Source organism: Sphingomonas aerophila (assembly GCF_014199305.1).
Classification (GTDB): domain Bacteria; phylum Pseudomonadota; class Alphaproteobacteria; order Sphingomonadales; family Sphingomonadaceae; genus Sphingomonas; species Sphingomonas aerophila.
Genome location: NZ_JACIJK010000011.1, coordinates 1 through 13527 on the forward strand (window position 1 = coordinate 1; position 13527 = coordinate 13527).

Annotated in this window: 15 protein-coding genes and 1 pseudogene; 8 read left to right on the top strand and 8 right to left on the bottom strand. The window is 60.6% G+C overall.

Going from position 1 to position 13527, the window contains the following annotated elements; genetic code table 11:
- Positions 1-153: 153 nt before the first annotated feature.
- The 4 genes and pseudogenes from FHS94_RS16005 to FHS94_RS16020 all read left to right on the top strand — a co-directional run bounded on the left by FHS94_RS16005 (position 154) and on the right by FHS94_RS16020 (position 2001).
- Positions 154-495 (top strand): hypothetical protein, encoded by a 342-nt coding sequence (locus FHS94_RS16005; RefSeq protein WP_184059733.1) that lies wholly within the window; start codon positions 154-156, stop codon positions 493-495.
- 118 nt (positions 496-613) lie between these two features.
- A complete protein-coding gene (locus tag FHS94_RS16010; protein ID WP_184059734.1) occupies positions 614-1045 on the top strand; it encodes a hypothetical protein in 432 nt (143 codons plus the stop codon).
- 496 nt (positions 1046-1541) lie between these two features.
- Positions 1542-1622, top strand: a pseudogene (locus FHS94_RS16015).
- 88 nt (positions 1623-1710) lie between these two features.
- The gene (locus FHS94_RS16020; RefSeq protein WP_184059736.1) at positions 1711-2001 is read left to right on the top strand and encodes a hypothetical protein; all 291 of its coding nucleotides are present in this window, start codon (positions 1711-1713) and stop codon (positions 1999-2001) included.
- A gap of 506 nt (positions 2002-2507) precedes the next feature.
- Here FHS94_RS16020 and FHS94_RS16025 read toward each other — a convergent pair.
- The 3 genes from FHS94_RS16025 to FHS94_RS16030 all read right to left on the bottom strand — a co-directional run bounded on the left by FHS94_RS16025 (position 2508) and on the right by FHS94_RS16030 (position 3956).
- On the bottom strand, positions 2508-2873 hold the full coding sequence (locus FHS94_RS16025) for a hypothetical protein (protein ID WP_343055323.1): 366 nt from the start codon (positions 2871-2873) through the stop codon (positions 2508-2510).
- Between the two features lie 370 nt (positions 2874-3243).
- Positions 3244-3426, bottom strand: a complete 183-nt coding sequence (locus tag FHS94_RS19190) for a hypothetical protein (protein ID WP_221234820.1) — start codon at positions 3424-3426, stop codon at positions 3244-3246.
- Positions 3427-3524: 98 nt separating this feature from the next.
- Entirely contained in the window at positions 3525-3956 is a 432-nt protein-coding gene (locus tag FHS94_RS16030) for a hypothetical protein (RefSeq protein ID WP_184059738.1), read from the bottom strand.
- Between the two features lie 565 nt (positions 3957-4521).
- Between FHS94_RS16030 and FHS94_RS16035 the strand changes: the two genes are divergently transcribed.
- Positions 4522-5001 carry a hypothetical protein gene (locus FHS94_RS16035; RefSeq protein ID WP_184059740.1) on the top strand — a complete coding sequence of 160 codons (480 nt, stop codon included), beginning with the start codon at positions 4522-4524 and terminating at the stop codon, positions 4999-5001.
- Positions 5002-5629: 628 nt separating this feature from the next.
- On the opposite strand, the gene FHS94_RS16040 is transcribed toward FHS94_RS16035, so the two are convergent.
- From FHS94_RS16040 to FHS94_RS16060, 5 genes are all read right to left on the bottom strand, one after another.
- Positions 5630-5866 carry an excalibur calcium-binding domain-containing protein gene (locus tag FHS94_RS16040; protein ID WP_184059911.1) on the bottom strand — a complete coding sequence of 79 codons (237 nt, stop codon included), beginning with the start codon at positions 5864-5866 and terminating at the stop codon, positions 5630-5632.
- A 124-nt stretch (positions 5867-5990) separates the two neighbouring features.
- Positions 5991-6509, bottom strand: a complete 519-nt coding sequence (locus FHS94_RS16045) for a hypothetical protein (RefSeq protein ID WP_184059742.1) — start codon at positions 6507-6509, stop codon at positions 5991-5993.
- Positions 6510-6518: 9 nt separating this feature from the next.
- Positions 6519-6722, bottom strand: a complete 204-nt coding sequence (locus tag FHS94_RS16050; protein WP_184059744.1) for a hypothetical protein — start codon at positions 6720-6722, stop codon at positions 6519-6521.
- A gap of 116 nt (positions 6723-6838) precedes the next feature.
- Positions 6839-8695 carry a M48 family metalloprotease gene (locus FHS94_RS16055; RefSeq protein ID WP_184059746.1) on the bottom strand — a complete coding sequence of 619 codons (1857 nt, stop codon included), beginning with the start codon at positions 8693-8695 and terminating at the stop codon, positions 6839-6841.
- A gap of 291 nt (positions 8696-8986) precedes the next feature.
- Entirely contained in the window at positions 8987-9235 is a 249-nt protein-coding gene (locus FHS94_RS16060) for a helix-turn-helix domain-containing protein (protein ID WP_184059748.1), read from the bottom strand.
- Positions 9236-9379: 144 nt separating this feature from the next.
- Between FHS94_RS16060 and FHS94_RS16065 the strand changes: the two genes are divergently transcribed.
- The 3 genes from FHS94_RS16065 (at position 9380) to FHS94_RS16075 (ending at position 13405) form a co-directional block, all read left to right on the top strand.
- Positions 9380-10792 carry a DUF927 domain-containing protein gene (locus FHS94_RS16065; protein WP_343055324.1) on the top strand — a complete coding sequence of 471 codons (1413 nt, stop codon included), beginning with the start codon at positions 9380-9382 and terminating at the stop codon, positions 10790-10792.
- A gap of 584 nt (positions 10793-11376) precedes the next feature.
- Positions 11377-11772, top strand: coding sequence for a BLUF domain-containing protein (locus FHS94_RS16070; protein ID WP_221234821.1), 396 nt, complete (start codon positions 11377-11379; stop codon positions 11770-11772).
- A gap of 157 nt (positions 11773-11929) precedes the next feature.
- Positions 11930-13405, top strand: coding sequence for an ATPase domain-containing protein (locus FHS94_RS16075; protein WP_246348669.1), 1476 nt, complete (start codon positions 11930-11932; stop codon positions 13403-13405).
- Positions 13406-13527: the final 122 nt, after the last annotated feature.

Here is a 13527-nt window from a genome sequence, read left to right on the forward strand (position 1 = left end):
TCGCCCATCATGGGTCCGTCTCCGCTCGCCTCGCGAAGATTGAATCAGACCACCGTAACTACTGCAAGGCCGAGTTTTTCAACACAATCGGGCGAAAGCGGACGTTGCGCTGCCCGATGCGTCGGCGCACTATCGAGAGTGCAGAGGACTTTGGTGACCATCAAAGAGTGCGCGCTATTTGAAACCACAAAAGCTTTATGGCCGGATGAAGTGAGGGTATCCGGCAAATCAAACGCGACCAATGAGATTTACCAGCGCCACGAGAACGCGTTCCCGCAGGACGACGACTGGCAGCAACTGGCCCTTTGGTCGTTTCATCAGGCCTTAGGCACTCACGAAAAGCAGGCTTTAGCAAAGGGGCTGCCGAGCATTTATCCCCGCGAGGTTACGTTTGCCGAGTTTGATACGTGGATGCGCTCCAATTTGAAGGGCGACCACTGCTGGTCGGCGGAGCGAGCGGAATACGAGGAGAGCGAACCCCGCCACTGCGCGTGACCACTTAACAGCGCCGCTAGTGTCCGGTGATGGGCGTTAGCTGACGTCGCGATCAGGGGATCTGAAGGCGGGTAAACTGCCGTTGCCCTATAGTCTCGGCGCGGGCAGCATCATGGTCATGCGGATTGAACCCTCCGAATACGAGCGCCTGCGATCTTGGTTCAGCCATATGGTTCCCAAGGTTTTCCCCTCGGATCTGCTCAACCCTGATACTCATCCCACGGCTGTGCTCGATAGAATGGCGGTGAAAACCCCCGCAAAAGCGCGGAGCGGCCTTGGTATGGCGATCGGCGACGTTGTGGAGTTTACGAGTGACTGGCCCGCCAGCGACGTGACCGCGTGCGACCACGAGCTTTCGCAATCGGGCTTACCGACGCTGTCGGAAGTGCGCGCAAGGTTCTCTAAGCTGGTGCAGCGAGTTGTCCGCCGTGGTCACATCAAAAGCAACGATGAGTTCTACGCCCTCCGCAACGCGGTCGAGCAGCAGGGCGCGACCTCCGCGGGCTTGCGGCAGCTACTGGAAGCATACGAAGCCCGGACCCAAAGCTGACTTTCAGGTCAGTCAACGCAGATGTAATCTCCGACCAGCTTCCCGCCTTCGACACGTCCGTAGCAGCCGAAGGTGCTGCTTTCGGCTTCGCACATGCCTGTAACGGGCGTCCCGGTGCTGACCGAAACCGCGTGCTCGGGGGCGTCGCTCAGACATCGGCCCAGGCAATCGGCTTTACCGCTGCAAGCCTTACCTGCATCCCTGTAGGGTACTTGGCAAATTGGCGAGCCGAAAGGTGCTCGGCTCTCGCGTCCGCCTCGCCCGAGACAAACGCGCACCTCCTCTTTGGACAGATTGGGTCGTCGGTGCAGATCGCAGCCGGACAGCGTCGAAACACAACAGACGGCAAGGAGCGTGAGACGGGCGGCTTGTGTCATTGTCTCAGAGTGCGCGGCAAGCCGAGGCCCCGCAATCAGGATCGCGCCAAGCGCCTCGGACCGGCCGGGTTTGGGCGTAAGACGTTCCGCTTGGTCGCGCTCGCGTGCTATGTCGGTGGGCCAGCGTGACGGAATTGGTAGACGTATCGCTACAGCGATCCTCGGCAACGAGGTGCGGGTTCGATCCCCTGCCGCTGGCAATGTCCGCAACTGAGTGGAATGCGGGATAGATGATTTTAATGCGAAAAGGTGGATTGCAGTCCTTGAGGCGGCGCGTGAAACTCGCTCGTGGCCTACGCTTCCAAGATTGTTCTCGAACTTCCCCTATCTGACGAACGGGCGCTTCAATCCTTCGTCGAAGCGTGCTTACGAGATGGCGTATCGCTCATCGCCGTCGTCGGTGAAGGTGCAAGCCGTGTTGACGACATGATTGACGAGCTTGTTGTAGGCGATGGCTCCGATACGGGCCGCTACATCACGACCACGATGCACCCCGACGAAGCGGTGGAGGACGCGATTCAGTTCGCGGCAAACTGGGAAGCGGAACTCGGAGGAGCAGTTCAGCTAGTTCGCCTCTGATGACCATCTTGGGTGGAGAGAGGGGACGTTCGTCACCGTGAGATTGACGATAGTGCCGCGTCAATCTGACCATGAGCCTCGGGTCGTCGCGCCCTTTCCTTAGCTACGAAGGCAGCGTGTCGCGCCGCGAATGCCGCTACCTCCCGCAAAGTATCGGGGTAAGGGTCGCCCAGACTCCAGAATAAAAAGCCGTGTCGCACTAAGGCCTCGACCTTCTCCCACTGCTTCCCGTCAGACTGCTTTGGTGGCTTAAACTTGCGCGTTAGCCCTATGCTCGGTCCTCCGCACTCGGGGCATGGTAGGACTGCCGACTCTCGACTGCCGCGCTTGAAACTCTTCCGGCACCGGAAGCACGCGTAAGGATGGAGGTAGTTCGACTGGACAGGGCCGCCCTTCTGCGCCGGTGGCGTTGTGAGTTCCTGAGCCATGCGGCTGTCTAGCTTAGGCCCAAAATGTCCGCAAATGGGCGGGAGCAGGCATCGCCGCGGCCATTTGGGCCGTCGCGATCACGGCAGGCTCTGTGGCTCGGGAACGGGAAGGGACTTCAGTATCGCCCGAAGCTCCTTATTCCTCGCCGCATACCTGTCGCGATCGCAGCCAAAGTCTGCAGAATAGAGCTGGTCGACTGAGGTGCCGAGCCAACGAAATGATATACCGCCGTTGTCGGTAACGTAAGGTCCGTCGCAAGGGACGCCGCGCAGGGCAAATGCCCGCACATCTCCGCCCGCCATAGTCTGAGGGGACCGCCGAAACACTTCCATGCGTCGGACAAGGTGTTCAAGCTGCTTGGAGTTGAGCGAGAAGCGCCCATCTTTCCCGTCGAATCGGTTCAGAAAACGGCCATTCCCCTGACCGTCGATCGTGATGTCCACGCCCGGTGCCCAGATTGCCACTTGTCTCAGCGCGGGAGGGCTTGGCTCGCTGCATGCAGCTAGCCAGAGTGCAAGGGCGGGAACGATCACGGGCCGCATGGATCAAGAGTGCGCGTGCGTCGGAACGTCCGCAAGTGGGTGGTAAGCTGGCGGTCCGGCTTCGAGTAGGAAGCGGCGAGAGCAGCCGTTCAGCCGAGCAACGCAAGCGCTTCGTTTGTCTCATGGTGCGTCGGCGGTCTGCTGTCGTCTTCTACGAAATAAACAGCGTTTCGCACCCCATCGTCCGCGAAATGGAAGTCGTCGCTCATAATAAGGCAGTCCGCGACATAGTTTGCGAGTTCGAAGGTTAGACGTTCCTCCGCTACGGCGGCTAGAGCCGTCGTGCGCAGTCCCTCGTCACCTGGAAGGCAGGACCATCGGTGATAATGATGTAGCCATTCTCACCCGCTCGGCAGGCCGCATTGCAGGCGTCCACTTCCTCGGCGATCTCGTCAGCCAACACCTCTGGCGAAAGAACGCCGGTCAAGAACCCAACGAGTGTAGCATGCTCCATCGAAATAGGATGCATCGCTGTATGAAGGTCCGCAACCAGGAAGCTACTGCCGCGCGCTGCAAGGCCGACAACGGGCGAGCTGGACAGGAAGCCAAGCCTCACCCCTCGCCATGACAGCTTGCTTTTGGGACCGTCTTCGACCCGACCTGATACTCGACGTCAATGTAAGCGCACGCCCCGTCGCTCACGAAAGGCAGGATTACATCATCGGCAAACCAACGGCGCTCGCCAGCCTTCATCCCGTCCGGTGGAGGGCAGGCTAAAGCAATTTGTCCATTCTTGTGTCCATACCTCTTCGTTCCTTCGCAAAACATACGGTCAGGCTCTTCTTCTGGAATGAAATAGAGAGCTTCGACTCGATCCGGAGAGGCGAACTTGTAGGCACGGGCGAAACGCTCGACCGCCCCTGCTCCCGGCGGAAGCGTTATCTTCCTCTCGATGGTGTTCATAAGTTCGGCTTGGCGACGCGCCTCAGGCGGGTCACAGGCTGTTGTGGCGAGAAATGCCGCGAGAATCAGATAGAGCTTCACCAGCGTGACGTTCGCATCTGGGCGGGACGGCCGCAATTAGGCGTAAGCAAACGTTGTGGCGCAGGTATCCCAGCGGCATCATAACCCTATGGAATCCCTCATCGCCGCATCAGGCTTGCTACTCGTCGCTCTCACGCCTGGGTGCAATCACCAGCCCCGTACCTACGCCGCGAACTGTTCGACTCCCCTTCCACATTGGGGGCGTGAAAAGGATGGAATTGGACACCTGCGGACCGTTCAGCCGATTTACATCGGTTCGGATGGCTCAACATTATGGAACAAGGCGGCCATCTCAGATGACACCTTTCGGCGTTACGTGATGACGATGAGTGACATGAACCCAGAGCCCCAAGCTATTCTGGAGGTCGCGCCCACCGCGGCGTGCGACCGCGTTGAGGCTGTTCGGATGATCATGGATGCGACCCCACTCTGCAGCGGGCCGAGATCCTTGTGCAGTGAGGGGTGGAACTGGCGGCAATGGCCCGAGAAGGGCTTCCAGTAACGCCAGCGAAAAAGAAGCGCGACGTTGGACTGCAGCGTCGTAAGTCTGATGACGGGGGGTGATATGGGTTTCGAAAAGATTGGACCTTACGGCGTTACGCGCGGCGATATGGTAGCCGCGGCGATAGTCATATCGTTCCTGACTGGAGACAAATCCGCTCGGGTCAAAGCCTCGCTATTAGTGGTGATCGGAGTTGTGATGTTTGTTGGCGGCCTTGCTCTTGGCGAGCCGCAGACTGCCGGATTTGGCATGTTGTTCGTTCTGTTCATGTTTGTGATCGCTCCGGCACTGCGATCACGAAAGGGCAGCAACGAGATCTATCTTGAGCATAGCCCGGAAGGTCTCGTTGCCGAGACTCCGAATGCGCGGGTCACTTACAAGTGGAGCACGGTCGGCGCGGTAAGAATGGTGGGCTCGCGATTATTCATAATGGTAAGTGGTGGGTGTGCGCTCGTGATCTCTGATCGGTCAACCAGCCGTCAGAACATGATAAGCCTGATGACGATCGTAGCTCAGCATCAGAGCCACTCCTCGACGCTTTAAGAACGGCCTCCAGGATAGGGCCACGCCATACACGACTAACATGGGCGGGCGATGCGAAGGTATGCTGGTACGACTGCGGACGGCGAGCGGGAGGATATGAGTCTTATATGTGGCAGATTGCTCTTCTAGCCTTGGCGTCCATGGCCCCGGCCGGCCAACGAAGCCTCACCTTCGCTGGAGAACCCTTCGGAGCGCAACGCAATCTTACCTGCACATGGTTCACCAACTTCGAGAACAGCCGGTTCGAGCAGTGTCAGGACGCCACGGGACAAGTGCTGCAGGCTGGCGACGGCGCATCAATCGAGTGTGCTCAAGGGGTATGCAGACAATTGTACGCGGCAGCCCTAAAGGCGGCCGGCTGGAGAAAGCCTGACCCACTATGGGGGACGTTCGAAGTAAAGCTGGTCGGCCGAGTAAGCCTCAACCCGCATGAGAAACGCTACCTTGGTGACGCCACTAGAACCGTCCTCATCGAAAGGTTTATAAGCGTTCACCCGTCCAGATAGCGGCTCCGCTGTAGGTTCAAGACCTAGTCCTCAGACGACACGGCGCCGGTGCACAACCTCAGCAATCGGGGATCGTCGCTGTTGGGCTGAGCGGCAACGATTGGGCGATAGCTGCCTCCTCTTCAGCCCCGGTACGGCTCGCAGGCGATTCCGTCGCTGTCGCCGTCCATTTCGGGACGGTAGCCAGGTTCCCCTTCGTAGATGGGCGCAGTGCCCACGGCTCGTGCGTCGTTGCAGCCGCTCCAATGGTCGCCTGGTTGAGGAGCACGTGCCCGAGTGAAGCCGCCTGCCACTCCGACGCTCTTGGCCGTTGCAGATACAGCGCCGCGGCCCTGAGGCGTAGCTGTCAATGATCCCATGCCGATCAGCGCACCAAGAACGCCGGCCCCTGCCAGGATAGGCAACGCTGATGATCTATCGTTTCGCACCACGGCCCTACATGGCCGATGAGGGGTAAACGACAGGTATGCGCGGCGGGACCAATCATGGCCGGTTCTCCTCCTCAACCGGCGCCTCAAGCTCGATTAGCCGCAAGGCGATTCGCCGGTAGGGCAACTGACAGCTGGTCCAGGGATGCCGCGGCTGGATCGTCGCCGACCGCCAATACTCACTGAGCAGGTGCTGATCCCGTACGAACGGCCGGAGGACGTGCAGCGCCAGCCTGACCTCGATCGTGCCCACCGCCTGGTACGCTGACCGGTTGGCAGCCTCACGCAGGATCGTCAGCGCCAGGTTGATCAGCGCATGGCGGTGCGCCTGCCGCCGCGCTCGCTCCTTGCCGTATGGGATCGGGGCGAGCGACACGATAGGGGACGGGCAGCGCTTGGGGCATTTCACCGAGTGCTTGGCCGCGTGCCAGTCGGTGTTGCCGCCGTTGTTGCGCACCTCCGCGAACAGCGCGTCCAGCTCCCATACCTCGGTCGCCTTGCAGCTCTTGCAAGTCGCCCTGACCTGCGCCTCGATACGGTGAAGGTCGGACAGGTTCTTGGGCGGGCCGACCACGCCTCTTGGTCAGGCGAACGCTGGGAGCTGCAATTGTTCTCCCCGGCCTGCCAGGACAGCACGGGCCTGCTGGGCCGCGCCAACAGCCTGGCGGTAGTGCACGGTCCCGAAGCGCTCGGCCTCATCGAAGCCCACCGGCGCCCAATCGTCCGTTGGGTAGCACGCATCGTAGATCGCCCGCGCAGCCGCACGCAGTTGCAAATCGTGCTGCATCAGGTTGCTCCAGCAGTGTCGAGTCACCGCTTCAGCGGCGTCCCGCTAGGTAGAACAAGCCGTGAACAGATTGCAAGCTGGAGCAGCGATCTTTGAGGCCCTGAATTTACGACCGCTCAACCAACAACTCGGCTGTTCGGTAGCGCCCTCAATCTCTTGCGGAGCCAACTACGCCGTTGTGAATGTTCAATTCCGAGCAGGTCGTGCTCTGGCAGGAGCGTTTCGATCACGCGGTCCAGCAACTCACCCGCGACACACCCTCGGCGAGCGCCAAACACGAAAACGATTTGCGGCCCGGTTGAGAGATCCCGGACGGCCGCATCCATCCGGCGAAGCCCTTCCATACCAATGAGGAGATCCGCCAGACGTGTCCGTGTAGCGGCGTCGAGCGGCCGCAAAGTGACACGCTCGTCAATGGTTTCGGCTTCCTTGCGCGCTGCCAACTGGCGCTGCTCTGCTTCTTCTGCTTCGTCCCAGTAAGGCTGTGCGCGTTCGGGCCTATTGGTCGCATGAAAGTGCTGAGCAAGCCGTCGGCAAGCGTGGACGCGTAGTTCTGGCTCCGCCTCCGCCGCTTCGAGGAGCAACGCCACGCCGTCCTCGTCTCCGGCGTCGAGGAGCGCGTCGCCGTTTCGGAACCGAGCCCCGTGCGCGTCAGGGTGAGCCGCTACGAGCGCCGCAAACGCAGCGGCGCCAGCCTTTGGTCCATCTAGAAGCTCGATCAGGCCAGCATGCCTGAATTGCTCGTCGACATCGAGCTCGCCCTCCAACCCCCGCGCATCCAGATCTTCGCGCTCGCGGTGGTACTCCTGCCGCTGGGTGTAAACCTCTGCCCACGTTTCGTCGGCGGCATCGTGCCACTGGGCGTCCAGCTTGTCCGTGACCGGTCCTAGTGCTTCACCGAGAAGGATCGGAGCCGCCGGCTCAATCAATTGCGGCGGAGGCGCGGGGCTCACGTCTAGGGCGGCTAGCCGAGCCGTTAGGCTGGGATGTGTATCGTCGAGGTCTGGTCTGACCTGCAAGGCGTCCACCAGCAGGTCATCCAGCCCGTCTTTCACTTCGAGCACGGCGGCGGCGAGCGTGCGATGCGGTGAAACCGGCGGGTCGGGGCGTAGAACGGACTGCGACCAAATGCAGCGCCAACCCTCGTCGAGGAGCCTCGCCTGCAGTGCGACCCTAATGAGCGCGTGACCCGCGGCCCTAGCTCCAGCAGCTTTCGCGGCAATCGCGTCCGCCTCAAGTTCCTGGCGGCGCGCTAGCACGAAGCTGTACGACGCGAACCAGGGACCGTACCACTCAAAGAACCGGCGCAGAACGCCCGCGACAATGCCGTCCGGCAGTCGCTCACCGATCTGATGCCAACGGGTTCGAAGAGTGTATGCGAACGCTGTTGATCGTCCGTGCTGGGCTACGAAGTGTCCCATCTCATGAGCGACAATTGCTTTGATCTCCGACACGCGCATCGCGTTCAGGAGTGGCAGGCCAAGGTACAGGGTGTTCCGAGCCCCGAGCAGGCCAAAGCGGCGCTGCTGTGTGATCGAAGCGTTCATCACATCAGTCACCCGCACTTCGTGCACGCGCGGCCCGCCAGTCGCGAGGCGGATCCGCTCGACAAGGGCGTGGAGAGCAGGAGCTTGATCCCGCGTGACCTCAAAGCCGTCCGGCGCGGGCCAGCTAACCTGCAACCCTCGCACAAGACTGAGCACCACGGCTCCGAGCGGCACGACAAGCTTCAACAACCCGCTAATCGCCAAGGGGAAGAAGTACAGAAGAGCTACGAAGCCGAACACTAGTGCCAGGATGAGACCAGCTACGGCGCAAAGGACGGCATAGCCCAACAGCCCTGCCGCAACCACGCTTCGGCTATAGCTCCGCGCGTGCGTAGCCGCCCGGGCTTCCAGCCGCTCCACCATCGGAGCAAAGCGCGCCTCCAGCGCAACAATCTGGCCCCAACTCCCCCGGCTGGGCTCGTTCACTTGAATAGCTCGCAACGGTGTCCCCCATTCGCTGGCTCAGACCAGCGCCCCGCGCACATTGTGCATCAGGCGATACGGCGCACAAGTCTCGGTGCGTCTGCAGAGCGAGATCGCGCAGATTATGCGCCGGGCTCGATTGGACGGCCCTGCGCCACCGTACAGCTGTGGATCAGAATCTGGCTGCTAAAGGCAATCAGAGAGGAAAGACGGCATGAGTAGTGCGGCGAAGTGGTACGGTCATTCGGCGCGGCCGCGTGCAGTGGCGCCAGCCCGTCTAACGCGCCGTGAACCTCACTCCGACTGGATAGGTGCGAGCCGGACGCCTTCGCCTCCGTTCGGCGACGCATCTCCCGCGGCAACTAAGGTGACACCAGCGTGCTGAAGTGTGGCCTCGATCTTCTGAATGGAGGCCACGTTGACGGTTTGGCCTGCTTCGAACCGGCGAACTGTCGCGACACCAAAGCCGCCCCGATCCGCCAGGTCCTGTGCTGACCAACCGAGCAGGCCTCTAGCGGCCCGGCACTGTGACACTGTCAGCATATGATATTAAATAGATCAGTTCGCACTTGTCCCGCGAGTCTCAAGAGCTTGCTGTACGGCCGGGGCTTTTCGCCGCTGAGCACTGAACAGTTGAGCCGTTATTTCAAGGAGGTGACCCAAGTGTATAGCTTCCGATCGACGTACTTGATCGAGCATCCCGGCTACAATGATCAGTTCTTCGCCATGCGCAATGGCGAGTACATCGTGCACGATGCAGCCCCTAACCGGAGCGATGACGATTACACCTCCCGTGGCGAGATCATCAGCCCCGCGATCGCCTGCCCGAAGATCTTTGGAAAGGCGGAAACGAATGGATCGCTAGCCGAGTACCGCAAGGGCTTGAAGCCGTTGCTAAAGGGCCAGCACGTCCTCACAACAGCAATTTGCGCGAGCCTGGCCGCTTGCGTCTTGGCTTTCACCGACCTTGATAGTTTTACCCTGTCGTTTGTCACCAAGTCTGGAAGCGGCAAGACTTCGCTGCTTCGACTAGCCGCATCGGCGTGGGGCCGCCCTAAATACGGCGAGGTCGAGGATAGCTCATTCTTTGATCGGCTAGAGACGCTTGAGCAGATTGCGTCGGTAAATGACCATCCGCTGATTATTGATGGGCTCGACAGCTGGTTTGCCCTCGAAAATAGTAGACAGAGGATTGAGAAGGCTCGGCTGTTCGCCTCCATTTTCGAGGCCAAGACCGCTCGATGGAACTCTACCGCATTCTCACCAACTCGCTTGATCGTGCTGACAGCAACCAGCAACGCTTTAGGAGAGCTATGCGGGGATGAGCAGGGCCTAAGAGACCGACTTGGAACTGGGCTTCTGACCATTCTTTTGCCCACGCGGAAGAGTGGCGTCGCTGAGCCGACGGACGACAAGAACGAGGTAAACGGGCCCGAGCTGATGGAACAGTTGAACGGTCTGATCACGATGCAATATGGTCACGCCGGCCGGCAGCTCGTCGCGAGTCTGCTCAAGGCTGCCTTCGACGACGATGCCGCATTGAGAGCCGAAATTCATACGATGATGCGGGAGTTCGCTGATAAATCGGGCGGCGATTGTCAGGACGGTTCAGCGCGCCGGGACGCGTTACGCTTCGGGTTGATCGCTGCGGCGGGCCAACTCGCTACGCGGTGTGGCGCCCTGCCCCGCAAGCTCGACACAGATGCCGCAGTGCTTGCAAGCTACCGCATGTACGCGAATACCCGTCCACCCCGCCTCTTCTTGGAGCGCCTGGCAAGCTTGGCATTTGACCCAAAAACCATCGACCTTGGCGGGGGTCACAAACCTTCCACCGTTTCGGATGAGCAGCGGGAGGCTGCGGTGGCCTACAGACGAAGTGTGGGTTCCAAGACTGAAGTGTACATCCGACCTGAACAAATTTATGCCGCGTTTCCTGATTGGGACCGCATCAAGAAGACCGAGGACGTGCGGGGGTGCCAGGAATGCGAGGGGGCGCGGCTGGGTAAGGACCGGAAAAGCCGGCATCGCAAGCCTAAGAAGAGCCTCGGGCGCGGGCGCGATCAGGAAAGGGTTTACTGCTTCGCCATTGAACGGCGCTGAGGCTCGCCGACGCGGTTCTTTGGGCGGCCGCTCCTGGACGGCAACTGGCAGTGTTCTCCCGGAAATGCCACATGTTGTCCAAGGCAGCATCGCCCCGCAACTATACCTGCCGCCATCAGCTTCTAGCAGGGTCTGGCGACCAACAAAGCTGCGTGTGGGTCGACGCACCAGTGAAGAGGAGTACACCCAGCGCCCTTCAACGCGGCGCGTTGTAGCCTGAGGCCCTGATCGTCGGTCGACACGCGCGCGTAGCCGATCTGCATGTCGCAAACATGCTTCAAAACCAGATTGCATTGCGACAGACATTTGCAACACGTCGCAACGAGGCAAGTAGGTGCGTTTTGCCGCTGTTGCAGCACTTAGGACTTTCGAGACACGATAGTCGTCCCGAAACTCCATCTCTCCCTGTCAATTTCGGGAAAAAGCAATTGGGAACAGATTTTGGGAATCTGGCCCCGGTGGAGGCCGAAGGGCCTACCATGACAGACCGGCTGTCTCCTTGAACCTTTTCAATCGGGAAGCGAGTGACCCGACCAGGCCGGTACCAGGTGGAACTTCCAAGATCACGTTGCGCTCTGATCCGAGTGCGCCGCGTAGTCTATATAAGCAAATCAAGGGTCGGGTCTGATCCTACCGAGCTGGACGCGATCGTTGCGCGTTCCAGCGCTCTCAACAACGTCGCCGGCGTAACGGGCATGCTATGGTCGAACGACGCTTGCTTTGCCCAGGTGCTCGAAGGCGAGCATGACGCCGTGGACGAGACGATGAAGCGTATTCTCGCAGATCCAAGGCACTTCGACGTCGAGCTTGTATCCGACCGCACCGTAACTCGGAGGCTCTTTGGAGAATGGGCCATGATCCGGTCGGTTGGCGGATCCGAGACCATGGCGGGTACAGCATTTCTCGTCGGCTTCGCTATGGGAGAACGGACTGCCTCAGCGCACCAGCTTTATCAAATCCTTGTTGCGTCTGAGGCCTGATCGCTGATCAGCAGCCCCGCACAGGCGGCGACGCTCTCCACGAGCCTTCAACTGGCTAGCGCAGCGGCTGTTCTTCGGCTTGCTCCCCCCGCCTGGTTCGTGCAGCGCGAAAAGGAGGGATTTGGGGATCAAAATGACGAGCCGTTCAAAAGGGGCAATGACTGGCGTGCCCGGCCTCGATGACATCCTGTGCGGTGGTCTGGCGCCCGGTCGCGTGTTCCTGCTCGAAGGTAGCCCGGGAACCGGCAAGACGACCACGGCGCTACAGTTTCTTCTCACCGGAGCGGATGCGGGTGAGCGCGGTTTGTATATCACGCTTTCAGAGACTGAGGAGGAGCTGCGCGAGAGTGCCGCCTCGCATGGTCGAGACATTGGCGATCGGTTCGAGATCTTCGAGTTGGTCCCGCCGGAGACGCTGCTCGACGCGGACCAGCAGCAGAGCCTGCTGTATTCATCGGATCTGGAGCTGGGCGAGACTACCCGCGGCATCTTCGACGCGTTTGAGCGCGTTCGCCCGACCAGAGTCGTGATCGACAGCCTTTCTGAGATCCGGCTGCTCGCGCAGAGCTCTCTGCGCTATCGCCGACAGATCCTGGCGCTCAAGCACTACTTCTCCCGTGCGAACGCCACAGTGTTGATGCTGGATGACCTTACGACTGAGGCACTGGACAAAACCGTCCACTCCGTTGCGCATGGCGTAATTCGACTGGAGGAAAACGCACCCGGTTATGGCGCGGAGCGCCGGCGTCTGCGGGTGATCAAGTTCCGCGGGCGGCGTTTCCGCGGTGGTTATCACGACTTCATCATTGAGCATGGCGGGGTACGCGCATTTCCGCGGCTCATTTCGGCCGAACACCGCCGTGAGTTCAAACGCGACGTGATGCTGAGTGGCTCGAGCGAGCTGGACGCACTGCTCGGCGGGGGCATCGAGCGCGGATCGAGCACCCTGATCCTTGGTCCGGCAGGCACTGGCAAGTCGCTCCTCACGCTCACCTTTGCGGTTGCTGCAGTCGCGCGCGGAGAAAAGGTAGCCCTGTTCATCTTCGACGAGGAGCGCGGGCTGCTCTTACAGCGCGCATTTGGGCTCGGGATCGACCTCCAGTCGATGATCGACGACGGGCTGCTCTTCCTCGCCCAGGTAGACGCCGCTGAACTCAGCCCCGGCCAATTCTCTCATATGGTTCGCGATGTCGTCGAGGAGAACGGCGTCAGCACCGTCGTGATCGACAGCCTGAACGGCTATCAGGCCGCGATGCCCGAGGAGCAGTTGCTGATCCTGCATATGCACGAGCTGCTGCAATATCTGAACCGACAAGGCGTCGCGACCTTCCTGACGGTCGCCCAGCATGGCTTGGTCGGTGACATGAAGAGCCCCGTCGATGTCACCTACCTCGCCGACACCGTCGTCCTGCTCCGCTATTTCGAGGCGCTCGGTCGCGTTTTGCGCGCCATTTCGGTGATCAAAAAGCGCACGGGCTCGCATGAGAACACCATCCGGGAATACCGGATCGATAGCGATGGCATCACTTTGGGCGAGCCGCTTGAGGACTTTCAGGGCGTACTAAAGGGCGTGCCGACCTATGTCGGCGGTGGGCGAAACCCCTTGCTGGACGGCCCGCTTGCCGACGACTGAACGCCCCGAACGTGCGTTGATTTTGGCCCCGCTCGGCCGTGACGCGGAGGTTGCCGCTCGGATGCTGTCTGAGGCCGGCATCCGATCACAGCCCTGCGCGGACCTTGCTGTCCTTGTGCGAG

Coding starts and splice junctions, on each gene's coding strand:
- FHS94_RS16010 (WP_184059734.1), top strand. CDS start 614: ATGCGGATTGAACCCTCCGAATACGAGCGCCTGCGATCTTGGTTCAGC.
- FHS94_RS19190 (WP_221234820.1), bottom strand. CDS start 3,426: ATGGAGCATGCTACACTCGTTGGGTTCTTGACCGGCGTTCTTTCGCCA.
- FHS94_RS16035 (WP_184059740.1), top strand. CDS start 4,522: ATGGGTTTCGAAAAGATTGGACCTTACGGCGTTACGCGCGGCGATATG.
- FHS94_RS16040 (WP_184059911.1), bottom strand. CDS start 5,866: ATGGGATCATTGACAGCTACGCCTCAGGGCCGCGGCGCTGTATCTGCA.
- FHS94_RS16050 (WP_184059744.1), bottom strand. CDS start 6,722: ATGCAGCACGATTTGCAACTGCGTGCGGCTGCGCGGGCGATCTACGAT.
- FHS94_RS16060 (WP_184059748.1), bottom strand. CDS start 9,235: ATGCTGACAGTGTCACAGTGCCGGGCCGCTAGAGGCCTGCTCGGTTGG.
- FHS94_RS16075 (WP_246348669.1), top strand. CDS start 11,930: ATGACTGGCGTGCCCGGCCTCGATGACATCCTGTGCGGTGGTCTGGCG.